The sequence below is a fragment of the Microlunatus sp. YIM B11417 genome (assembly GCF_059617205.1).
Map to the genome: position 1 here is coordinate 190707 of NZ_JCAMPJ010000008.1, position 21820 is coordinate 212526.

Annotated in this window: 18 protein-coding genes; 12 read left to right on the top strand and 6 right to left on the bottom strand. The window is 69.7% G+C overall.

Annotated features, from left to right (window positions below; all coding sequences use genetic code 11):
* Window positions 1-112: 112 nt before the first annotated feature.
* A complete protein-coding gene (locus AC6CCG_RS28365) occupies window positions 113-1501 on the top strand; it encodes a hypothetical protein (protein WP_496658122.1) in 1389 nt (462 codons plus the stop codon).
* 94 nt (window positions 1502-1595) lie between these two features.
* On the top strand, window positions 1596-3398 hold the full coding sequence (locus AC6CCG_RS28370; protein ID WP_496658123.1) for a hypothetical protein: 1803 nt from the start codon (window positions 1596-1598) through the stop codon (window positions 3396-3398).
* Here AC6CCG_RS28370 and AC6CCG_RS28375 read toward each other — a convergent pair whose 3' ends face one another.
* The gene (locus AC6CCG_RS28375; protein ID WP_496658171.1) at window positions 3399-4313 is read right to left on the bottom strand and encodes a VOC family protein; all 915 of its coding nucleotides are present in this window, start codon (window positions 4311-4313) and stop codon (window positions 3399-3401) included.
* Here AC6CCG_RS28375 and AC6CCG_RS28380 point away from each other — a divergent pair.
* Together AC6CCG_RS28380 and AC6CCG_RS28385 are read left to right on the top strand one after the other, a co-directional pair.
* A complete protein-coding gene (locus AC6CCG_RS28380; protein WP_496658174.1) occupies window positions 4245-4592 on the top strand; it encodes a hypothetical protein in 348 nt (115 codons plus the stop codon). The genes AC6CCG_RS28375 and AC6CCG_RS28380 overlap by 69 nt on opposite strands.
* A gap of 447 nt (window positions 4593-5039) precedes the next feature.
* Entirely contained in the window at window positions 5040-6950 is a 1911-nt protein-coding gene (locus tag AC6CCG_RS28385; protein ID WP_496658124.1) for a DUF4838 domain-containing protein, read from the top strand.
* On the opposite strand, the gene AC6CCG_RS28390 is transcribed toward AC6CCG_RS28385, so the two are convergent.
* Both AC6CCG_RS28390 and AC6CCG_RS28395 read right to left on the bottom strand, forming a co-directional pair.
* A complete protein-coding gene (locus tag AC6CCG_RS28390) occupies window positions 6898-8262 on the bottom strand; it encodes a neutral/alkaline non-lysosomal ceramidase N-terminal domain-containing protein (RefSeq protein WP_496658125.1) in 1365 nt (454 codons plus the stop codon). The two genes, AC6CCG_RS28385 and AC6CCG_RS28390, sit on opposite strands and share 53 nt — an antisense overlap.
* A gap of 10 nt (window positions 8263-8272) precedes the next feature.
* Complete coding sequence (locus AC6CCG_RS28395; protein WP_496658126.1) at window positions 8273-9499, bottom strand: DegT/DnrJ/EryC1/StrS family aminotransferase; 1227 nt, start codon at window positions 9497-9499, stop codon at window positions 8273-8275.
* A gap of 169 nt (window positions 9500-9668) precedes the next feature.
* Here AC6CCG_RS28395 and AC6CCG_RS28400 point away from each other — a divergent pair, with 169 nt between their 5' ends.
* The 8 genes from AC6CCG_RS28400 (at window position 9669) to AC6CCG_RS28435 (ending at window position 17738) form a co-directional block, all read left to right on the top strand.
* Complete coding sequence (locus AC6CCG_RS28400) at window positions 9669-10877, top strand: DegT/DnrJ/EryC1/StrS family aminotransferase (RefSeq protein ID WP_496658127.1); 1209 nt, start codon at window positions 9669-9671, stop codon at window positions 10875-10877.
* Window positions 10878-10906: 29 nt separating this feature from the next.
* Window positions 10907-11923, top strand: coding sequence for an NAD-dependent epimerase/dehydratase family protein (locus AC6CCG_RS28405; protein WP_496658129.1), 1017 nt, complete (start codon window positions 10907-10909; stop codon window positions 11921-11923).
* On the top strand, window positions 11923-12975 hold the full coding sequence (locus tag AC6CCG_RS28410; RefSeq protein ID WP_496658130.1) for a dihydrodipicolinate synthase family protein: 1053 nt from the start codon (window positions 11923-11925) through the stop codon (window positions 12973-12975). The genes AC6CCG_RS28405 and AC6CCG_RS28410 overlap by 1 nt, the downstream gene beginning before the upstream one ends.
* A gap of 282 nt (window positions 12976-13257) precedes the next feature.
* Window positions 13258-14025 carry a putative ABC transporter permease gene (locus AC6CCG_RS28415; RefSeq protein ID WP_496658131.1) on the top strand — a complete coding sequence of 256 codons (768 nt, stop codon included), beginning with the start codon at window positions 13258-13260 and terminating at the stop codon, window positions 14023-14025.
* 158 nt (window positions 14026-14183) lie between these two features.
* Window positions 14184-14459 (top strand): hypothetical protein, encoded by a 276-nt coding sequence (locus AC6CCG_RS28420; protein ID WP_496658132.1) that lies wholly within the window; start codon window positions 14184-14186, stop codon window positions 14457-14459.
* Between the two features lie 89 nt (window positions 14460-14548).
* Window positions 14549-15205 carry a TetR/AcrR family transcriptional regulator gene (locus AC6CCG_RS28425; RefSeq protein WP_496658133.1) on the top strand — a complete coding sequence of 219 codons (657 nt, stop codon included), beginning with the start codon at window positions 14549-14551 and terminating at the stop codon, window positions 15203-15205.
* On the top strand, window positions 15202-16131 hold the full coding sequence (locus AC6CCG_RS28430) for an ABC transporter ATP-binding protein (RefSeq protein ID WP_496658134.1): 930 nt from the start codon (window positions 15202-15204) through the stop codon (window positions 16129-16131). The genes AC6CCG_RS28425 and AC6CCG_RS28430 overlap by 4 nt, the downstream gene beginning before the upstream one ends.
* Window positions 16128-17738, top strand: a complete 1611-nt coding sequence (locus AC6CCG_RS28435) for an ABC transporter permease (RefSeq protein WP_496658136.1) — start codon at window positions 16128-16130, stop codon at window positions 17736-17738. The genes AC6CCG_RS28430 and AC6CCG_RS28435 overlap by 4 nt, the downstream gene beginning before the upstream one ends.
* A 30-nt stretch (window positions 17739-17768) precedes the next feature.
* Here AC6CCG_RS28435 and AC6CCG_RS28440 read toward each other — a convergent pair whose 3' ends face one another.
* Genes AC6CCG_RS28440 through AC6CCG_RS28450 form a run of 3 tightly spaced genes read right to left on the bottom strand, consistent with a single transcriptional unit; the run spans window position 17769 to window position 21816 of the window.
* Window positions 17769-19403, bottom strand: a complete 1635-nt coding sequence (locus tag AC6CCG_RS28440; RefSeq protein WP_496658137.1) for an extracellular solute-binding protein — start codon at window positions 19401-19403, stop codon at window positions 17769-17771.
* Window positions 19404-19408: 5 nt separating this feature from the next.
* Window positions 19409-21067 (bottom strand): heparinase II/III domain-containing protein, encoded by a 1659-nt coding sequence (locus AC6CCG_RS28445; protein ID WP_496658139.1) that lies wholly within the window; start codon window positions 21065-21067, stop codon window positions 19409-19411.
* Entirely contained in the window at window positions 21064-21816 is a 753-nt protein-coding gene (locus AC6CCG_RS28450; RefSeq protein WP_496658140.1) for an SDR family oxidoreductase, read from the bottom strand. The genes AC6CCG_RS28445 and AC6CCG_RS28450 overlap by 4 nt, the downstream gene beginning before the upstream one ends.
* Between the last annotated feature and the right edge of the window lie 4 nt (window positions 21817-21820).

Below are 21820 nucleotides of genomic sequence, written 5' to 3' on the forward strand. Positions count from 1 at the left end.
CATGACCTTCGCACAAACCTGCAATTAACGACAAGACTCAAATCACATTTTTCTGCGTCCGATTTGGTCGAGTTACGGCACTTTCGGCAATTTCGGCTATAGAGTTCGCGCTATGGCTGTCCATAATTCCGACGCAACGCGCGAGGAAGTCACCATCGGGCTGGTGGGCGCGGACGAGTTCGTCCAGAAAGCGGCTGAGCTCGCCCGCAGCAGCAGTTACCCCGGCCTGCGGTTGGTGCCTGCCGTCTACCGGCGCGAGGACCAGGCCGCCGAGGCGGCGAGCAAGATCACGGACCGGGTCGACGCGATCCTGTTCGCGGGTCCGCTGCCGTACGACATCGCCATGAAGGCCGGCGACCTGACCGTGCCGGCGACCTATGTCCCGACCGGCGGGCCGGCACTGCACAGCACGCTGGTCCGCGGCATCCGGTCCGGCATCCTCGACCCGCAGCGGGTCAGCATCGACTCGATGGGCGAACGGGACGTGCTGGACAGCTATGCCGAGATCGAGATCGACCCGAAGGACGTGCACTACGTCCGCTACGACGAGTCGATCACGCCCGAGGGCTACCTGAAGTTCCATCTCGACCTGTTCCGGTCCGGCAAGACGAGCGGAGCGATCTCGACCATCCCGACCGTGATGGCCGGGCTGGCCGCCGAGAACGTACCGGCGCTGAAGATGTCGCCGTCGCCGCTGACCCTGCGGCAGGCCCTGAACACGGCCGTGCTGACGGCCAGCGGGGCGAAGTTCTCCGAGTCCCGGATCGCCATCGTGCTGGTGCAGCTGGCCGACTCGGCGCTGCCGCCGCGGACCAGCCCGGCCCAGTACTGGTACCAGGACCTCCGGCTCACGCTGCACCGCGAACTGCTGCACGACGCGCGCCGGATGGACGCCATCGTGCTGCCCCATGATCAGCGCAGCTACATGGTGATCACCACGCTCGGCATGCTCCGGCCGGTCACCGATGATCTTGCCGTCGCGCCGTTCCTGGCCCGCGCCAGCGCGTCGCTGAACGTCGATCTCGAGGTCGGGATCGGGCTCGGGCGGTCCACCGTCGAGGCGGAGAACAATGCGTACCGGGCGGTCAGCAAGGCCTCGGCCGAGGGGTCCCGGCAGGCGTACCTGATCGGCCCGGACGAGCTGACCCTCCGGCTGCCGGCCAGCCCCGACGGGGACACCGACCCGACGCCGCAACGGCCGACCGAGTCGAAGGATCAGGCGCTGCTCCGGACGCTCGTGGACAAGCTCGGCGAGGAGGAGTCCGAGTCGCTGGTGATCGACGCCGAGCGGGTGGCGCAGCTGCTCCAGGTCACCCTGCGCACCGCGCGCCGGACCCTGCAGGGCCTGGTCCGAGCCGGGCTCGCCTGGCCGATGCCACCGTCGCGGTCCCGGAAGGTCGGCCGGCCGCCGATGCAGTACCAGCTGCTCGGCGAGCGCCTGGAGACGACCGCGCCCGTCCCCAACAACGTCCCTAAGTCGGATAATAGCGCGCCCAAATAGCAGTTAGTGCTTGCCCCTAAAGCAGCCAATCGGGCAGAGTAGGACCATCGGTCCGGCCAGCACGCCGGACGGTTCTCACCCAGGAGGTCGTTCGGTGTCTCGCCCCCAGTCCCCTGTCCCCACCCTGCCCGCGGCCCGGCTCGCGGTCGTGATCGACGAGCAGGCGACCCGGGCGGCGCACGCGGCGGGTGACGACGCCTGGTGGCTGTACGCGACCGAGGTGCTCGGCCATGCCGGTCTTGATCATCGGCGGCTGGGCTCGGTGCCGGCGCGGCTGGACGACCTGGACGTGATGATCATCGCCTCGCCGCAGCGCGTGGCGGCGGAATCGGTACGGGCTCTGGACGACTGGCTGAGCGCGGGCGGGACCTTGATCATCACTGCGATCGTGCCGGAGCTGGACGCGCTCGCCGGCGTCACCGTCGGCCCGGACCGGGTCGAGGACACCGTCACGCTGGCCGAAGATCCGTCCTGGACCACGCGGCCGGAACTGCCGCTGCGCGGGATCGGCGGCCGGGTGCTGGAACCCGCCACCGATGCGGAGGTGCTCGCCGGCTGGTCCGACGGTGCTGCCGCCGTGGTACGGAAGCGGCACGGGGACGGCACCGTGATCAGCTACGGCGTCGACCTGTGGCGGACGATCGTCACCATCCAGCAGGGCTACCCGGTCGCCGGCGACGGCAAGCCGGCGTCCGACGGCACCGCGCCGATCGACGACGGGATCCTCAAGTGCGAGGACGGCATGGCGCTCGACTACGCCGACCGGGTGCTGCCGCCCGGCGAGCCCGAGATCGCCGCCGACTTCACGCACAGCTACCCGCCGCCGAGCGCCGTACCGCTCTTCTCCACCGCCCAGGCCGACCAGTGGTGGATCACCCTGCTGCAACAGATCTGGGCCGGGCATGATCATCGCCGGCAGGCCTCGGCCTGGCTGCACTACTGGCCGGCCGGAGTGTCCGCCGTGGCGCACATGTCGCACGACGCCGACGGGAACGTCGAGGAGGACGGCCTGGCCGCGCTGGACGCGTTCGCCGAGGCCGAGGTGGCGGTGACCTGGTGCCAGGTGTTCCCGGGCGGCTACTCCCCCGAGCTGTACGCCAAGATCGGCGAGGCCGGGCACGAGCACGCCCTGCACTACAACGCGATGGGCGACGCCGACCTGGCCAGCTGGGGCTGGCCGCAGTTCCGCGCGCAGCACGCCTGGGCCCAGGCCGTGACCGGCACCGACGCCATCGTCTCCAACAAGAACCACTACACCCGGTGGGAAGGCTGGACCGAGTTCTACACCTGGTGCGAGCGGGTCGGGGTCAAGATCGACGAGTCCCGCGGGCCGAGCAAACAGGGCACCGTCGGCTTCCCGTTCGGCACCGCCCACCTGTCCTTCCCGATCGGCGACGTGTCCGTGCACAACCGGCCGATGGACGTGCTGAACCTCCCCCTGCACACCCAGGACCTCGCCTGGGCCGGCCACATCGCCTGCCGCGACGTGATCTTGGACGGCGCCGAGGCGGTCCACGGCGTGGCCCACTTCCTGTTCCACGGGCCGCACCTGCGCGGCAAGCCGGCCACCCGCGAGGCCTGCCCCGAGGTGGCCCGGCTGGCCCGGGAACGTGGCATGGAATGGTGGACCGCCGGCCAGCTGAGCGAGTGGGAACGCGCCCGGCGCGGGGTCCGGGTGACGATCACCGAGGAGGCCGACGGCTGGCTGGTGTCGGTCGACGCCGACCAGCCGATCGCCCGGGCCGGCCTGGTGCTGCAGCTGCCCGGTGTCGATCAAGCTCCGACCGCGGCCGACGAGGGCGCCGGAGTCTCCGAGGTGACCCGACACGGCCGCCGCTTCCACGAGCTGGCCGTCGACCTCCCCGCCGGGCGGAGCAGCTGGCGGATCAACCGCTGATCAACTCACCAGCTCCAACTCGTTACCCTCCAGGTCCGCAACGACCCAGCGAACGGGCGCAGCCGTACTGTCGATGATCGTTCCCCCGGCCTCGACCGCCGCCTCCAGCCTCGGCCGTACCTGATCGTGCGGTACGGCGAGCCGGAGCCGGATCCGGTTGCGTTGCAAGCGCCGCGCCTCGTCATCGGCCTCCATCTGTTGGAACCACACCACGGGGCCGCGTCGTCGGGGGTCGACGATGTCGGTGACGAAACTCCTCGGATCGGCCTGATAGCCCAGCGCAGTGAGCCAGAACCGCTGTACGGCGGCGATGTCCACGGCATCGATCGCCACCTGCACGTGCCGCAGCCCAGCGCCCGGATCCGCGACCAGTCCGAGGTTGCGAGCCGACGCCTGGACGTCTCGGGCGAGTTCGCGAAAGCCTGCGTCCAGGCCGAAGTTCTCGTCCTCCTGCTGGTCCTTGCCGGAGTCGATGATCACGGCACCCGAGCGGACATCGACGATCAGCGGTTTGCCGGCATCGTCGGCGATCCTCGCGACTGCCGCAGTCAGCTCGGCCGCTTGGGCGAGCGACGAAATCGGATACCGGACCACGGCCCCCATCAACTGTCGCCAGTCCGCCAGCTCGGCCGTGTCGTCGAGGAGCGCAGGCGGCCGGAACGGGATGCAGACTTCGTTGCCGTCCGCATCAGCCGAGATCGCGTCCCGGATGATGTGCCCTCCGACTCGCTTCAGCTTCGCGACGCGGTCGGGAGTGAAGGCTCGTCCTGCATCGACATCGAGATGGATCCGGTTCCGCAACGGACGGGTCTCCGCCGATGCGGTGAAGCGCAGGACGGGATCGCGGTGCAGCGCGTCCACAAGATCATCGCCCGAGCGCTGGTAGTCGCAGACGAGGCGCCAGCACTCGATCACCGCCGCCGGATCGGGCGACTCGATCCCGATCTCGAACCGCTGGACGGAGCCCGGTTCGGACCGAAGGCCCGCACTGCCGGCCAGGTCGGAGATCGTGCCAGCCAGAACCGGGTCGAGGCCGGGGACCTGCTGCTGGATCCGTACGTTCACTCCCGTCCGGCGAAGATCGAACTCCGGCACCGGGCCGGGCAGATCGAGTCGCGCGAGCTCGGAGATCAGCCGAGCACCGGCGGCATGCGAGGGCCCCGCGAACCAGCACTCCGCACGGCCCTCGAGTAACGCCCACTCCCGACCAGGCCCCCATCCGCCGTCAGCCATGGCCCCGAGCATGCCAGAGAACGCACTCCGTAGGAACGGATCCACCAAGCCCAGTGAGCGTGAGCCCGCATCATTGCTGCTGCATCCGGTATCAACTCAGCGGTGGGTCGAGTCGATTCCGATGAGGACCCCGGTTGTTGATCATGGGATTCTGATCAGGCTCGGGTCGGTGCGGGATCCACGGATCCCCGCCGTGATGCGGCGGGGCCAGGCCAGTCCCGCATCGGGCTCTCCACAAGCACCGTGACCTGGCCCGGGGCACAGTCACGTGCTTGACTGAATTTCTGCCGGTTACTCCCGGCGGGAATTCACTCAGGTCTTGCGGTCGCACGCGTGAGGTCGGTGCGGACCGAGCGAGGAATGGCACACGGGTTCCGCTGTGTGGTGCGGTGACGTACCTTGATCATCATGGGCCATGACTCGATCCTGCTCGCCGTCGATCATGATGACGAGGCCTCCCCCACCGTGCGTTTCGCCGCCGAGGAGCTGCGCCGGCTGCTGTTCCGGATCACCGGGCGTCCGGTCATGATCGTGGACGCGGCGGCCGGGCCGGACCGGGCGCTGACGCTGAGCGTCGAGCCGGAGCGTGGGAAGGACCCGTTCGATGACGCGATCGCCATCGACACCAGAGGAGCGGGCGGGCGGATCAGCGGGGCCAGTCCGCGGGCCCTGCTGATCGCTGTCTATCGCTACCTCACCGAGCTCGGCTGCCGCTGGGTCCGGCCCGGTCCCGACGGCGAGTACGTACCGTCGGTCGAGCTGGGCGGCACCTCGGTCAAGATCATCGAGCGGCCGAGGTTCCGGCACCGCGGGGTCTGCATCGAGGGTGCGAACAGCCTGACCAACCTGCGCGACCTGGTCGACTGGCTGCCGAAGGTCGGGCTGAACAGCTACTTCATCCAGTTCGAGGATCCGCACGTCTTCCTCAGGTCCTGGTACGAGCGCCACGGCGATCCGGGCGGCCCGCCGACGACCTACCCGCGCACCGAACGCACGGCCGCGGCCCACGCGGCTCTGCTCGAGGAGATCGAGCGTCGCGGACTGAGCCACCACGCCGTGGGCCACGGTTGGACGTCAGGCGTGATCGGGGTCGCCGCCGACGGCTGGAACGCGGTCGAGGGCGCCGAGTTCCGGCGTGACCTGGTGGCCGAGGTCGGCGGGGTCCGGGGTCTTTGGCAGGGCATCCCGCTGAACACCGAGCTCTGCTACGCGCGGCCGGAGGCGCGGGCCGCGATGGCCCGGTTGATCGCCGACCACGCCGCCGCCCATCCTGAGATCGACGTGCTGCACGTCTGGCTCTCCGACGGCACCGCCAACCACTGCGAGTGCCGGGACTGCTCGCAGCGACGGCCCGCCGACTGGTACGTCCTGGTGCTCAACGAGGTGGCCGCCCGGCTCACCGAGGCCGGCACGCCGACCAAGATCGCGTTCCTCGCCTACCACCAGCTGCTCTGGCCGCCCCTGTCCGCGACGATCGACGACCCGGACCGGTTCGTGTTCATGTTCGCGCCGATCCGCCGTGATCATCGACGCTCGCTGGCCGACGCGGAGCCCGGCACCCTGCCGCCGTACCAGGGCAACGCAACCGAGGCTCCGCACAGCCGAGCCGATCACCTGGCCCTGCTGCGCGCCTGGCAACAGGTCTTCACCGGGTCCTCGTTCGACTTCGACTACCACCTGATGTGGCAGCACTGGTTCGATCCGGGCCAGTTGATCACCGCCCGGGTCCTCGCCGACGACATCCGGGCCTTCCCGGCGCTGGGTCTGGACGGGTTGATCAGCTGTCAGTCGCAGCGGGTCTTCCTGCCGCACGGGTTCGCTCTGACGATCATGGCCCGAACCCTGTGGAATCCCGAGATCGAGATCGATGCCGAACTGGCTGATCACCTGGCCGCGGCGTACGGCCCGGACGCCGCCGTCGTCCGGCGCCACCTGGAGCAGCTCTCGGCGGACTTCCTGGGCTGGAACCTCGATCACCGGCTGCTCCACCGGCCGGCCCTCGACCCCGCCGAGATCTCCGGGACCATCGATCGGCTCAGCGCGTTCGGTGCCGTGATCGACGATCATCGCGATCTCGATCATCCGGTCTGGGCGGCCTCCTGGCGAGCCCTCGGCTTTCACCGCGAACTGGCTCTCGGGCTCTGCCGGGTCTTCGCCGCCGTGGCGATCCAGGACTGGGCGGCGGTCCGCCGGCGCTGGACGGACACGAAGATCACCGCCTGGCGCGGCCAGGACGCGCACCAGGCGGTGTTCGACGCCGGCCTATTCAGTCAGACGATCGAGCGTTACCTTGAGCGGCTGGAGCCAGCAGTCGGCTGATTCGATCATGGAGTTGGTCCTCGGTGCCGGGCAGATAGCGCCCGGTCCGGAAGTGCCGCTGGTTGGAGTCGAGCACCTCGTACCCGTACTCCTCGAACTGCCGCGCGACCGGGACATAGCCGACCATCCCGTTGGCGTAGCCGAGCGGGAACACCGCGCCGAACCGCTCACCATGATCACGTTTCAGCCGCAGCCCGTGCTCGACGGTCATCTCACCAGCCATCGCGATCATGGCCACGGAATCGCCGAAGGCCACCGTCTGGACCTCGAACGGCACCCGGTCCAGGTCCGGTACGCCGCGATCCAGCCGGTCCAGCAGGACCTCGGCCCAGGACCGCCGGAACGGGGCCGACGGCCGGTCCCGCTCGGCCTCCAGCCTCGCCCGGTCGACCGGCTCGGTACGCAGGACCTCGATCCCGGAGCCGACCGTGATCGGCCCGGTGACCGGGGTCAGCCCGGACCGGATCACGGCCTCCACGGCGTCGCCCAGTTCGTCGCCCAGTTCCCGTACCTGATCGACGGTACGGGTACCGAACACCTCCGCCCCGGCCTGGTGCGGCCGCGGCTTCTGATCACCGGCGCAGCCCTGCAGGAACAGCGGTTGCGCGAACGGGAACGCCTGCTCCAGCCGGTCGTAGGCGTACCCGACGTAGTCACCGCCGATCCGCAGCCCGCTCCGGGACGTCGGATGGCAGGCGTAGTTGATCATGATCCCACGGAGCATCCCGTCGTCGGCGGACTCGACGGTGATCACGCCGACCTCATGATCGGTGAGGCCGTCCGGGTTCGGCAGCATCGCGTCGAACACCCGGCCCGGCCGCTCCGGGTCCGGACGGCGCCGGTTCATCGCGATCGAGCACGTCCCGACGCCCCAGCGCAGCACGGCCGGATAGCGATGCCGGGCCGCGATCCCGGCCGCGCCGGCGATCTTCTGGATCGCCGACTCGAGGTAGTCCTCGTCGATCCAGCCGTGCTCGGCGTAGTCGGCCTCCCGGATCGCCGGCCCGCAATGGGTGTGCGAGGCGTTGAGCAGGATCCGCTGCTCGGCGATCCCGGTCCGCTCGGCCAGCACGCGCCGCAGCCGGGGCGCCTGGTCGTAGCAGCCGAGCCACTCCAGGGCGACCACCAGCAGGTCGGTCCGGCCGTCGTCGATCACCGTCACCACGGCACGCAGCGGGTGATCGACTCCGGTGCTGGTGTGCTGAGCGCGAGCGGCGAAGCCGGCCAGCGGGGCGCCGACCGGCGGCGTGATGTCCGCCGTCGCGATGCCGACCCGGTACGGCCCACCGACGGGCTCAGAACGCGCGGTCATGATCGACGCCTCAGCCGGCGACCTGCTTGCTGGCCAGGCGCAGCGCGGCGGCGATGTCGTCGACGTCGGCCACGGTGTAGTTCTCGTTCCAGCCGATCACCAGCAGCCGGCCGCTGATCAAGGACTCGGTCACCGGGCACAGCCCCTCGGCGTAACGATCACGGACCTCGGCCAGCGGGAAGCCCGAGTCCCCGTACGTCTTCGCCTCGCTGAGCACCGGGTTGAGGTACAGCGGCCGCTGGATGTAGCCGGGGCCGGCTCCGACGCCGTTCTCACCGAGCACTTTCGCGTACGGATGCCCGTCGCCGCCGGCCAACTCCGGATCGATGAAGAGCGGGAACTGCCAGTAGCTGGAACCCTCGACCGGCGCGGCGCGCAGGCCGGGCAGGTCGGCGATCGCCTCGGTGAGCTGGATTGCCCGATCCCTGCGGTCCTTGACGATTCCGTCCAGCTTCGGCAGCTGGGCCCGGGCCACCGCGGCCTGCAGTTCGGTCATCCGGTAGTTCAGGCTGAGGAACAGGTGGGTCCGCTCGTTCGTGTCGCGCGGCCAGGCCTTGTCGGCGAACAGCCGGGCCCGGCGGATGAGTTCCGGCTCGTTCTTGCTGATCACCATGCCGCCGTCGCCGGCGGTGATGTGCTTGGACTGCTGCAGGCTGAAGCAGCCCAGATGGCCCACAGTGCCGGCCCGCGCACCCGAGGCGGTCAGCGTCCCGTACGCCTGCGCACAGTCCTCGATCAAGATCACGCCGTGCCGGTCGGCGATCGCGCGCAGCTCCTCGACCGGAGCGGGTACGCCGAACAGGTGCACGACGATGATCGCCTTGGTCCGGTCGGTGATCGCCGCCTCGACCGAGGCCGGGTCGAGGATGCCGGTGTGCTGATCGACATCGGCGAACACCGGGATCGCGTTCTGCATGACGATCGGCAGCACCGTGCCGGCGTCGGAGAGGCCGGTGGTGATGATCTCGTCGCCCGGGCCCGGGTTCACCGCCGCGACGGCGAGGTGCAGCGCTGACGTACCGGAGGAGCAGGCTACGACGTGCTCCACCCCGCAGTACGCGCCGAACTCCTGTTCCCAGGCCCGCGTCTCGCCGCCGACCGTACTGTTCAATTGACCGCTGTTGATCACGCGGGTGACGGCCTCGAGTTCCTCTGCGCCGATCCGACGACCGGACAGGTCGTTGACGGTCGGAAAGGGCGTGGTGCGGATCGGGCCGGCGGGTTCTGTAGTGGTCATCGCTGAGTCCTACCTCGACGCTTGGTAATTTAGGCGCTAATCTAATGCAAAATACTGCGCGCCGAAACTACCCGCAGCTTGCGGATCGAGAGTCGAGACGCACGTAAGGAAGTCTCAGAGAGGTGACGACGTGACCAACACGACTGCGCGAGCCGATGGAGGTTTGGCCGTGGAGGGCGGGCGCCCCGCGCTCGAGGGCCTGCCCGCGTTCCCGTCCTGGCCGCAGCATTCCGAGGCCGACGCCCAGGCCCTGCTCGGAGTGCTCGAGTCCGGCAAGTGGGGCAGCACCCACGGCGAGATCGTCTCGACCTTCGAGTCGGAGTTCGCCGCTGCGCACGGCGCCAAGTACGGCGTCGCCCTGACCAACGGCACGCTGGCCATCGCGGCCGCGCTGCGCGCCGCGGGGGTCGGCGTCGGCGACGAGGTGATCGTGCCGCCGTACACCTTCATCGCGACCGCCTCGGCCGCCCTGTTCGTCGGCGCGGTGCCGACGTTCGCCGACGTCGAGCCGGACACCCACCTGATCGACCCGGCGTCGGTCGAGCGGGCCATCACCCCGCGGACCAAGGCGATCATCGCGGTCCATCTGGCCGGTTCGGTGGCCAACCTGGACGCCCTCAACCACATCGCCGAGACCCGCGGCCTGACCTTGATCGAGGACGCGGCGCAGGCCACCGGCGCCGCCTGGCGCGGCCGGCCGGTCGGTGCGATCGGCCACCTCGGCACCTTCAGCTTCCAGTCCAGCAAGAACATCACGGCCGGTGAGGGCGGCATCGTCCTCACCGACGACGAGCGGCTCGCCTCCGGCGTCTACTCCCTGGTCAATGTCGGCCGGGTCCGCGGCGGCGGCTGGTACGAGCACGCGTCGGTCGGCTACAACCTGCGGCTGACCGAGTTCCAGGGCGCCCTGCTCCGCGGCCAGCTGACCCGGCTGCCCGAGCAGCAGAAGGTGCGCGACGAGAACGCCAAGCTGCTCACCCAGCTGCTGGCCGACGTCGAGGGCGTCGAGGTGGACCGCGAGCCCGCCGAGATGACCGCCCACGGCCGGCACCTGTTCATGTTCCGGGTACCCGATCTCGGCAAGGCCGGGCTGCGCGACGCGGCCGCCAAGGCCCTGAACGCCGAGGGCGTCGTCGGTGCCTCCGGCGGTTACGTACCGCTGCACCGCAACGAGGCCCTGCTCGCCGAGTCCACGGCGCTGGCCGAGCGACTCGGGCAGCCGTACCCGCAGGCCGAGTGCCCGGTCTCCGACCTGGTCTGCACCGACACCATCTGGTTCCCGCAGACGATCATGCTCGGCAGCACCGAGCAGATCCACGCCGTCGCCGACGCCATCACCAAGGTCGTCGGGGCCGGTGACGCCCTGAAGTCCAGTTGAGCCGTTCGCCCTATCTGAAAGGGAGTTGCGTGAAGACTCTTGCCGAACTCGACCACGCGCTGAGCGAACCCGGCGATGATCTCGTCGCTGACCTCAGCCGTCTGCGGGGTGACATCGTCGTCCTCGGCGCCGCAGGAAAGCTCGGACCGAGCTTGATCGAACTCGCCTGCCGCGGGATCGCCGCGGCAGGCACCGGGGCCAAGGTGCATGCGGTGTCCCGGTTCAGCCGCGGCGAGCTCGCCGACCGGCTGGAACGGGCCGGCGCCGGGGTCATCCGCGCCGACATCACCGACGACCAGGCGCTGGCCACGCTCCCCGATGCGGAGAACGTGATCTTCCTGGTCGGCTCCAAGTTCGGCACCCAGGGCAACGAATCCGCGACCTGGGCGACCAACACCTACCTGCCCGGCCGGGTCGCCGAGCGGTACTCGGCGGCCAAGATCGTCGCCCTGTCCACCGGCAACGTGTACCCGCTGTCCCCCGTCACCTCGGGCGGCAGCACCGAGGACGACCCGGTCGGGCCGGTCGGGGACTACGCCATGTCGTGCCTCGGCCGGGAACGCATCCTGACCCACTTCGCCAAGACCAACCAGACCAAGCTCGCCTTGATCAGGTTGAACTACGCGGTGGAGTTGCAGTACGGGGTGCTGGTCGATCTGGCCACCAAGATCAAGAACGGTGAGCCGGTCGACCTGACCACCGGGTTCGCCAACGTGGTCTGGCAGGGCTACTGCAACGAGGTGATCCTGCGCTCGCTGCACCACGCCGACACGTCACCGTTCATCCTGAACCTGACCGGGCCGGAGACCCTCTCGATCCGCCGTGCGGCAGCGAAACTGGCCGCCAGGATGGGTCTCGAGGTGACGTACACGGGAAGCGAGGCGGACACCGCCCTGCTCTCCGACGCGACCAAGTGCCACCGCCTGTTCGGTTACCCGAACGTGCCTCTTGATCAAGTGATCGAGTGGACCGCGGACTGGGTGGCCGCGGGCGGCGCGATGCTGGGCAAGCCGACGCACTTCGAGACGAGGGACGGGAAGTTCTGATGAGTGCCCCCTACACCTCCCCGGCACTGCGCCGATTCGCCGCTGGGACCGTAATCCCGGCGCAGCCATTGGCGCTGACCGAGAACCTGCAACTGGACGAGCGGCGGCAGCGCGCGCTGTCCCGCTACTACCTGGCGGCGGGCGCCGGCGGCATCGCGGTCGGAGTGCACAGCACCCAGTTCGGGATCCACTTCGAGCACAACCACCTGCTGAAGCCGGTGCTGTCGCTCGCCGCGGATGTGGTCAAGGAGTCCGGCGACGAGGACGCGGTCCTGGTCGCCGGCGCCTGCGGCCCGACCGAGCAGGCCGTCGCCGAGACCCAGCTGGCCGCGGAGCTCGGTTACGACGCGGTACTACTGGCACCGTACGGCGCCGGTGATCTTGATCTGGACCAGCTGCTGGAGCGGGCCCGCGCCGTGTCCGAGGTGCTGCCGCTGATCGGGTTCTACCTGCAGCCGAGCGTCGGCGGCCGACCGCTGCCGCGCCGGTTCTGGACCGGGATGGCGGAGATCGAGAACCTGATCGGGATCAAGATCGCCCCGTTCGACCGGTACGCGACGCTGGACGTACTGACCGGCATCGCCGAGTCCGACCGCGCCCTGGACATCGCGCTCTACACCGGCAACGACGATCACATCGCCGGCGACCTGCTGATGCACTTCCCGCTGCCGGGTGGCCGGCGGCTCGAGTTCGTCGGCGGACTGCTCGGCCAGTGGTCGCTCTGGACCGCCGAAGCCGTCAAGCTGCTCGAGGACAGCAAGCTGGCCAAGGCCGGCGACACCGAGGCACTGAATCGTGTGCTCGCCGTCGACGGCCCGCTGACCGACGCGAACGCGGCGATCTTCGACGCCGCGAACCAGTTCCACGGCTGCCTCCCCGGCATCCACGAAATCCTCCGCCGCCAGGGCCTGCTGCAGGGCCTCTGGTGCCTGGAGCCAGGCGAGGTGCTCAGCCCCGGCCAGCTCGAGGAGATCGACCGGATCTGGGCCGCCTACCCCCAGCTGCGCGATGACACCTTCGTCGCCGAGCACCTGGACACCTGGCTCGCCTGACCCCACCCCCTTTCCGCCGACCGGTCACCAAAGCAGCGCTTTCTGCGGCGTGTCGCTGCGGAAGTGACCTGTCGGCGGGGTGGGCGGCGGTGCCGCAGCAAGCCACGGGAGCTCGCCGCCTCGGCGTTCGCGCTGTCGCGATGGCTCTTCAGTTCAGCCGGTTCAACGTGGTGATGGCGTCCGGCGGTCCAGTTCAAGCGTTCGTGACGAGTCGGTGAGCGACCACCCGGCCCTGCGCGCGTCGCGGCGGCGGCCGGTCGGCGGATGGCTAGGGTTCGAGCCATGTTCACGCTGACGATTCTCGGGGCTGAGCTGTATTTCATCCTGTGGTTCTTCTTCATCTTCAGCGTGCTCGGCGTCATCGTCGAGATGCTGTACGCGATCGCGCAGGACGGGGTGATCGAGTCCCGGCGCGGCCTGCTCTACCTCCCGCTGAGCCCGATCTACGGGCTCGGCGGCGTGTTGATCACGCTCTTCCTGCTGCCGTACGTGCAGGAGCCGTTGATCTTGTTCTTCGTCGGGATGCTGGTCGGCAGCGTGCTGGAATATGTGGCGAGCTTCGTCATGGAGAAGGCCTTCAACACCGTCTTCTGGGACTACAGCAAGGAACCGCTGAACCTGCACGGCCGGATCTGCCTGCGCTACTCGTTCTACTGGGGCCTGCTCTCCCTGTTGTTGATCTACGTGATCGGGCGCTGGACGTACCGGGCGGTGGAGGCGATCGACCGGTCGGTCGGTGAGACCGTCCTGATCGTGATCATCGTGCCTACGGTGGTCTCGATCGTGATCACCCTGTTCGCTTTCGATCGGCTGAAGCGCAAGGTGTCCGAACTCCACGCCGCCGACGTGGGCGGCACGGCGGCCTTCCATCCCGGCCACGGCCGCGCCGCCGCCCTGCTGGACCGGATCGCACCCGACCAGCTGATCGTCAACACCTTCCCCCGGATGAGCCTGGTCGTCGAGTACTGCCGGCTGACCGAACTCAAGCCGCGCCAGATCGAGGTCGGCCTGCGGGCGCCGAGACGAGTCCGGGACCGCCTGGTCCGCTGACCGGCCCCGCGACTCCGGCCTGGGCTCATCCGGCAATGGATCGTGACAGGAGTCACTGGTCCGCGCCGCTGGCTCCGACCATGATCGTTCCGCGGGCCGGCGCAGGTCGCTGCGCGTCTTGACGGCGTCCGCAACCGGAGCAGGACGGAAGGAGCTCGGTGCGTTCGAGCCGGCGGTCGGCAGCAGGGAGCGCGGTCGGGCCGGCTTACGTGGCCCTCGCGGTGCCCGCGAACGGTGCTCTCGGCCTCCACGCGGGCGTCAGCGTCGTGGAGCTGGAAACGCGAGGCGTGATCGCGCAATCCGCGACGACGATGGCCGAGTGGGACGGTGATGCGGCCGACGTCGAGCTCACCGCGCTCGGGTTCGTCCGGACCCATCCTTGGCACGACTCCGGCGGTCAGTGGGCTGCCCGAGTCGAGCCGGCGTCCCGCTGAGACTCGCCTCGAATCCCGGAGACCCACATCACTACACGCACGTGTAGTAAACAACTCGCGTGAGTAGTACGCTCGCGGTGGAGGTAGTGATGACGAGCGTTTCCGACCCGGAGGACCTGACCGCCCGCGCGCGGATCAGGGAGGCCGCGATCCAGCAGTTCGGCGAGCACGGGTTCGACCGGGCGACGATCCGCGGGATCGCCACGGCGGCAGGGGTTTCGTCGGGACTGGTCCGGCACCACTTCGGGTCCAAGCAGGCGCTGCGGGAGGCCTGCGACGACCATCTGACCAAGATCATCGGGCGACTGAACGAGCAGGCGCACGCCTTCCCGGCGGCCGGTCCGATCAACCCGGCGGCCGAGCTGCGCCGCTATCAGAGTTACCTGGTCCGCAGCCTGACCGACGGAGGACCGAGTGCGATCTTCGATCACATGGCGGCCCTCTCGACCGAGTGGCTGACCGCGACCGACGCGGCCGACGAGGACCCGCCGCGCACGCCCGCGACCGCCCGGGCCGCGTTGCTGACCGCGATGAGCCTCTCGGTCGCCCTGCTTCGCCCGCATCTCGCGCGCAGCTTCGGCGTCGACCCGGAATCGCCCGAGGGCGAACTGCTGCTGATGCGGTCCCTGGTCGACCTCTACTCGCATCCCATCCTCACCCGGCCCGAGGCCGAGCGGATCCACGACTCGCTCGACACGATGGCGGCCGGCACCGATCACCAACCACTCCCAAGGAGAACTCGATGACCGACGCCATCACGGTGTCCGGGTTGATCAAGAACTTCGGCGCCAACCGGGCTCTGGACCGGTTCGACCTCAGCGTCACGCACGGCGAGATCCACGGCTTCCTCGGCCCGAACGGAGCCGGGAAGACGACCACCATCCGCATCCTGCTCGGCATGATCAGGCCCGACGGCGGCCGGATCTCCTTGCTGGGCGGCGATCCCTGGACCGAGGCCACCGACCTGCACCGGCGATTGAGCTACGTGCCGGGCGATGTCACCCTCTGGCCCAACCTCACCGGCGGCGAGGTGATCGACCTGCTGGCCAGGCTCCGCGGCGGCCAGGACCGGCAGCGCCGGGACGAGTTGATCGAGCGGTTCGAGCTGGATCCGCGCAAGCGCAGCCGGACCTATTCCAAGGGCAACCGGCAGAAGGTCGCCCTGATCGCGGCGCTGTCCGCGGACGCCGAGTTGTTGATCTTGGACGAACCGACGTCGGGCCTCGATCCGCTGATGGAGGCGGTCTTCCGGGAGGTCGTCGCCGAACTGCACGAACGGTCCGGCACCACGGTGCTGCTGTCCAGCCACATCCTGTCCGAGGTCGAGGCGCTCTGCGACCGGGTGACGATCATCCGGGACGGCCGCACCGTCGAGTCCGGCACCCTTGATCAGCTGCGACACCTGACCCGGACCTCGATCCAGGCCGAACTGGCCGGCCCGGCACCGTCCCTGGCGAACCTGCCGGGCGTGCACGGGCTGGAGGCGGACGGGACCAAGATCAGGTTCGACGTCGATCCCGAGCAGCTGGACGCGGTGCTCGGCCTCCTGGTCGAGGTCGGTGTCCGCGGGCTGATCAGCCAGCCGCCGACCTTGGAACAGCTCTTCCTCCGCCACTACGAGTCGTCCGCGCGGAACGCCGAGCGGGTGCCGACCGGGTCCGGTGCCCGGTGAACCGCACCTTCACCGGCACCGGGGCGATGATGCGGCTCTTCCTACGCCGGGACCGCTGGTTCCTGCCCGGGATCGCGGTCTTCCCGGGTCTGGTGCAGCTCGTCTTCGTGGCGGCCTTCACGGCCACCGCGCCGACCCCCGAGGCCCGCCAGGCCTATGCCGAGACGAGCGTGCACAACGCCGCGTTCTGCGTCACATACGGGGTGCTGCGCGGTTCCAGCCTGGGCGAGCTGGTCACCTGGAGGTCCGGCTTCATGCCGGTGATCGTCGCCGTGATCGTGCTGTTGTTGATCATGCGACACACCCGGTCCGAGGAGGCGGCCGGCCGGCGCGAGCTGGTCGCGGCCACCCGGGTCGGCCGGCACGCCGCGCTGACTGCGGCCATGATCGAGTACGGCGCCGTGAGCCTGCTGGTCGGTCTCGGCTCGACCGCCGCGCTGGCCGTCTCGGGCCTGCCGGTCGCCGGCTCGCTGGCGTACGGGCTCGGACTGACCCTGGTCGGCTGCACGTTCGCAGCGATCGGCGGCCTGGTCGCGCAGCTCACCACCGAGGCCGGCACCGCCCGGGTGATCGGCGTGGTGATCATCTCCGTGGCCTTCCTGATCCGCGGAGTCGGCGACGTGAGCGCCCAGACCGGCGGCAGCCTCGGCTGGCTGTCCTGGGTCTCCCCCATCTCCTGGGCCGGCCAGCTGTACCCGTTCAGCGGCGAACGCTGGTGGGTGGTCGCCGTCGTCGCCGTGATCATCGGGCTGGTCGTCGCCGCGGCGTTGTGGGTGTCCGGCCGCCGTGATCTCGGCAGCGGCGTGATCCGGCCGCGGCCCGGACCCGCCACCGCTCCGGCATCGCTCAGGTCGCCGCTGACGCTGGCCTGGCGGCTGCACCGCGGCGGCCTGGCCAGCTGGGCCGCCGGCTTCGCCCTGGTCGGCCTGCTCACCGGGGTGATCGGGCTCAGCATCGCCGAACTGCTGGACCGCAGCGAGGCCGGCCGTCAGGCCGTCGCCCGGATCGGCGGGCCGGGCAGCGTGATCGACCAGTACGTCGTCGGGATGATGATGCTCGCCGGTGTCGTCGCCGCCTGCAGTGCCGTCAACGCGGTGCTGCGGCTCCGGGTCGAGGAGCGCGACGGGCGGGCCGAACTCCTGCTCGCCGCGCCCGTCGACCGGCTTCGCTGGGCCACCGGACACCTGGTGCTGGCACTGCTCAACGGAACCGTCGGCATCGTCGCGGGCGGGCTGTTCCACGGCCTCGGCCTCGGCCTGATCACCGGACGGCTCGGCGAGGACCTGGCCCGGGTGCTGCCCGGTTCGCTCGTCTACCTGCCACTGGTCTGGCTGTTCACCGCGATCGCGTTCGCGCTGTTCGGCTGGCGGCCGCGGCTGGCCGTGATCACGTACGCGCTCGCCGGGATCAGCCTGTTCTTCGGCTGGATCACCGGCGAGCTCGCACCGGGCCACTGGGTGTCCCGGCTGTCGGTGTTCGAGTACGTACCGGAGCTGCCCGGCGGCACCTTCACCCCGCTGCCGCTGCTGATCATGATCGGCGCGTCACTGGTGTTGATCATGGCCGGCCTGGCTGCGCTGCGCCGTCGTGATCTCCCGGTCGGCTGATCACCCGGTCGGCTGATCGGCCGGCCGGAGTCAGCGCGGCCCGCGCTGCTGGAAGCCCTCCTCGAGTTCCTTGCGCTGGGCGTCGCCGGTCTCGCTCTTCCACTGCTTGACCGCGTCGTCCCAGCCGGACACCGGCTTGCGGCCGACGATGATCTCGGTCTGGGCGTCCTTCATCCGGGCCGTCGCCGCGGCGCCCTTGGTCACGCTCTCCTCCGAGTACAGACCGAGGGCCGCGTTCAGGACGCCGTCCTTGAGGATCTTGCTCGCGTAGGCGTGCATCGCCTTGACCCGGTCGGGATCCCCTGGCATGTAAAGGGATCCGTACTGCTGGGACCCGCAGTAGTGCAGACCCTGCGGTGAGTTGATCGCCGCGTTCTCGGTGAGGATCGGGTCGGTCCCCTTCAACGTGTGATCGGTGCCCTCGGCGCCGAAGTTCACGGTCAGATACTCGGCGGTGCCGAACGGCGAGGCGATGTAGTCGACGAACGTCAGCAGTTCCTTGACCCGGTCCTCCGAGCCGGCCTTGATCCCGCACCAGGCCCCGTACGCCGGGTTGCCGAGGTGCTTCTGCGCCGCGCCACCGCCACTCCACTTGGGCAGGGTGAGCACGTTGATCCGCCACTGCGGATAGAGCCGGCCGTAGCGCATCCACTGCGAGAAGTCCTGCAGGTAGATCGACGTGGTGCCGCCCATCCACCACGGCCAGTTCTGCGACGGGTTCGCGACCCCGTCCGGATGGATCAGGCCCTCCTGATACATCTTGCCGGTCTCGGACAGCGCGTCCTTCATGATCGGCGACTCGTACTCGTGGGTGAACGCGCCGTTCTCCTCGGACCAGTTGTTCGGGCCGCCCATCATCTCCAGCATCGACTGCAGCATCCAGTCCGCCGGGTGCGCACCCATCGCGAACTTGGACCGCTTCGGATCGGTCAGCTGCCGGCACAGGTCGAGGAAGTCCTTGCCGTCGGACAGTTCCGGCGGTTCGGTGATCCCGAACGATTCGAACAGATCGCTGCGGTAGCTGGCGATCTGGCCGCCGTGCGGCCGCGGCTGCGGGACGCCCCAGATCCGACCGTTCTGCATCGGCACCTGCCAGGCCAGCGTCGGGATCGACGCCAGGGCCGGATAGTCCTTGATCTTGTCGCCGGACAGGTGATCGGAGAGATCGGCGAAGTACTTCTCCAGCATCCCCGGCATGCCCGGGACGTTGATCACCTGGACCAGATCGGGGATCTGGCCGCCGGCGATGGTGGTCTGGAACTTCGCCTGGTAATCGGTCGATGTCACGGTGTTGATCTCCACCGTGACTCCGGACTGCTTCTCGATCCCCTGCCACCAGGAGTTCCGGTCGCGCTGGGCGATCACCTGATCGGACTGCAACAGGGTGGTCACCGGCGCCGACAGCGACAGCGGGAAGCCGTCCCGCTCGACCGGATCGGCCGGGTAGGCGAAGTAGCCGGCCGGGATGCCGCCGTCGCCCTCCGGCAGGTCGGGTTTCACTCCCGTGTACGGAATCCGCGTGGGCGGCGCCACCGCCTCCGCGTTCGCACCCCCACCCGGGCCGCCCGAGGTCGGACTGGAACAGCCGGCCAGGGCGAATCCGGTGGCCGCGGCGCCGAGCGAGACGCCGGCCAGGAAGCCGCGTCGGCCAAGGGTTCTGCTCACCTTGTTCATGATCGCTTCTCCAAGATCGATTTCGATGGGGGTTGCCAACCGGCCGACGGATCGAGGACGAACACCCAGTCGGTCCGCTCCGTCGTCGTCGGTACGGTCAGCGTGAGCTGGCCGCGACTGCCCGGGTGCCGGCCGAGCCAGCGGGGCGACAGGTCCGTGCTCGAGCAGCCGAACCACACCGCCTCTTCTTGATCATCGACCGAGAGCCGGACCCAGCCGTCGACGAACTGCCAGTGCAGATCGGCCGCGGCCAGCCAGTGCGTGACCGCCTCGGTCGCACCGCCCAGGTCGTCCCGGACGAGCACCCTGTCCTCGTCCAGCCGGACGGTCCGGCGCAGCACTCCGGGCGATTCGGGGTAGCAGCCGCCGAGGTCGACGACCGCCTCGGTCGCCGACAACGCGGTCAGGACGGCGGCCCGCCGGGTCTGGCCGGCGCCGTCGATCACCGGAGCGTTGTGCGCTCCATGATCAAGAGTGAAGTCCCGCTCCGCACCGGCCCGGTACTGCTGATAGCCGGGATCGGAGATCCAGGTCCGGCCGCGCCAGCCGAGGACCAGGTGACCGGCGTCGTGATGGAGGTGCCCGACCTCGACCCGCGGGGTGGCCACCGCGACCAGCACATCACCGGCCGAACCGTGACCGGTCGTCCGCAATGCCACCGCGCCGGGCTGCCGGACGCCGGTGATCATGAGTTCCGATGGCTCGGCATCGGGCTCGGTCCAGGCGAGCATCCGGGTCAGCGCGGCGGACGGGAACGCCCGCAACGGCACCGTACGGCACCAGGCCGCAAGACCGGGCTCGGTGGCCGCCACCGCCGCGATCACGGTCAGCCACTGGGTCATCTCGGGTTCGACGTCGCCGAGCGGCACCTGGACCTCGGGCCGGCCCGGCAACGCCGTCGCCGGCCAGCCCAGTGCCGCCTGCCGGATCTCCTCCATCGCCTCCGGATCGGGTGCCACGGCAAGCCACTCCAGCAGGTGCTCGATCAGATAGCCGTCGTAGCCGACGCCCTCCGTGTAGCCGGTGGCGCGACGCAGCCGTACCCACGAGGACACGGCCTGATCGGCGAGCTCACCGATCTCGGGCAGCGCCGGATGATCAAGAACCGCCGCCAGCCGGCCCGCCGTGAAGAGCGGGATCAGCCGGATGTTCTGCAGCCGGCGCAGGTCGTCCGCCGGCGGCTCGGTGCGCTCCCGCCGGTAGCGCGGCAGCAGCGACTCCGTGATCAGCCGATCGGCGATGCCGGTCAGCGCGGCCCGGTCCGGGCCGGAGGTCACGTCGAGCCCACGAGTCAGCCAGAGCGCCACCGACGCGGTGATCAGGCCGGCCTGCTCGCTGTCGTCGACGAAGCTGGACCAGCCGGCCAGGCCGGCCAGTTCCTGGACCAGCGTCTCGGTGTCGCCCGCGTTGTGCAGGGCGGCCCAGCGTTCCTCCAGGCCCCAGCCGATCCAGACCAGCCATGGGTAGATCGGAATACCCGGGATCGGTGCCGGGAAGTCCTGCGGCCGGGCGGTGATCGGCAACAGCCAGCTCAGCCGGTAGCCGATCCGGTAGTAGTCGACCGGGAGTTCCCCGGCCCGGGCCGCGGATGCACCACGGCGGGCGATCTCCGCCCGAAGTTGATCAATGCCCCAGCGATCCGGGTCCATGATCATTCCGAAACGACCTCCCGGGTCATCGGCAGATTTCCGGCCAGCAGACCGCCGTCCACCGGCAGCGCCACCCCGGTGATCCAGGCGGCGTCGTCGGACGCCAGGAACAGCGCGGCCATGGCCACGTCCTCCGGCGCGCCCACTCGGCCGAGCGGGTACCAGCGGGCCACCTTCTCCAACCGGTCCGGCTCGGCGGCCAGCCGGTCGTCCCAGATCGGCGTCCGGATCGTGCCGGGCAGGATGGCGTTGCAGCGGACGTTGTCGGCCCCGTACCGGACCGCGATGCTGCGGGTGAGGCTGAGCAGGCCGGACTTGGCCGCGCTGTAGGCCTCGTTGCCGAGATACTGCGCGCCGTTGACCGAGCCGATGTTGACGATGCTGCCCGAACGGCGTGCGATCATCCCCGGCAGCACAGCCTGGCTGCACAGGAAACTGCCCTTGAGCGTGACCGCCACCTCGGTGTCCCACTGTTCCTCGGCCAGCTCCAGGAACGGCGTGTCGGCGGCCACCGCGGCGTTGTTGATCAACACGTCGACCCGGCCCAGATCGGCCTCGATCTCGGCGACGGCCGCCCGGACGGCGGCACGGTCGGTGACGTCGACGACCCGGCCGCCGGGACGCTCCGCGACCGCTGCGTCGCGGTCGAAGGCGATCACCGAGGCTCCCTCGGCGGCGAACAGGTCCGCCATCGTGGCGCCGATTCCCGAACCGCCGCCCGTGATGATCACGACCCGATCCCGGAATCTCGCCATCGTC

Bases quoted from the DNA above. Each gene is read 5' to 3' on its own strand.
- AC6CCG_RS28365 (WP_496658122.1), top strand. From the start codon at position 113: ATGGCTGTCCATAATTCCGACGCAACGCGCGAGGAAGTCACCATCGGG.
- AC6CCG_RS28415 (WP_496658131.1), top strand. From the start codon at position 13,258: ATGTTCACGCTGACGATTCTCGGGGCTGAGCTGTATTTCATCCTGTGG.
- AC6CCG_RS28390 (WP_496658125.1), bottom strand. From the start codon at position 8,262: ATGACCGCGCGTTCTGAGCCCGTCGGTGGGCCGTACCGGGTCGGCATC.
- AC6CCG_RS28450 (WP_496658140.1), bottom strand. From the start codon at position 21,816: ATGGCGAGATTCCGGGATCGGGTCGTGATCATCACGGGCGGCGGTTCG.
- AC6CCG_RS28430 (WP_496658134.1), top strand. From the start codon at position 15,202: ATGACCGACGCCATCACGGTGTCCGGGTTGATCAAGAACTTCGGCGCC.
- AC6CCG_RS28395 (WP_496658126.1), bottom strand. From the start codon at position 9,499: ATGACCACTACAGAACCCGCCGGCCCGATCCGCACCACGCCCTTTCCG.
- AC6CCG_RS28445 (WP_496658139.1), bottom strand. From the start codon at position 21,067: ATGATCATGGACCCGGATCGCTGGGGCATTGATCAACTTCGGGCGGAG.
- AC6CCG_RS28425 (WP_496658133.1), top strand. From the start codon at position 14,549: ATGACGAGCGTTTCCGACCCGGAGGACCTGACCGCCCGCGCGCGGATC.
- AC6CCG_RS28410 (WP_496658130.1), top strand. From the start codon at position 11,923: ATGAGTGCCCCCTACACCTCCCCGGCACTGCGCCGATTCGCCGCTGGG.
- AC6CCG_RS28385 (WP_496658124.1), top strand. From the start codon at position 5,040: ATGGGCCATGACTCGATCCTGCTCGCCGTCGATCATGATGACGAGGCC.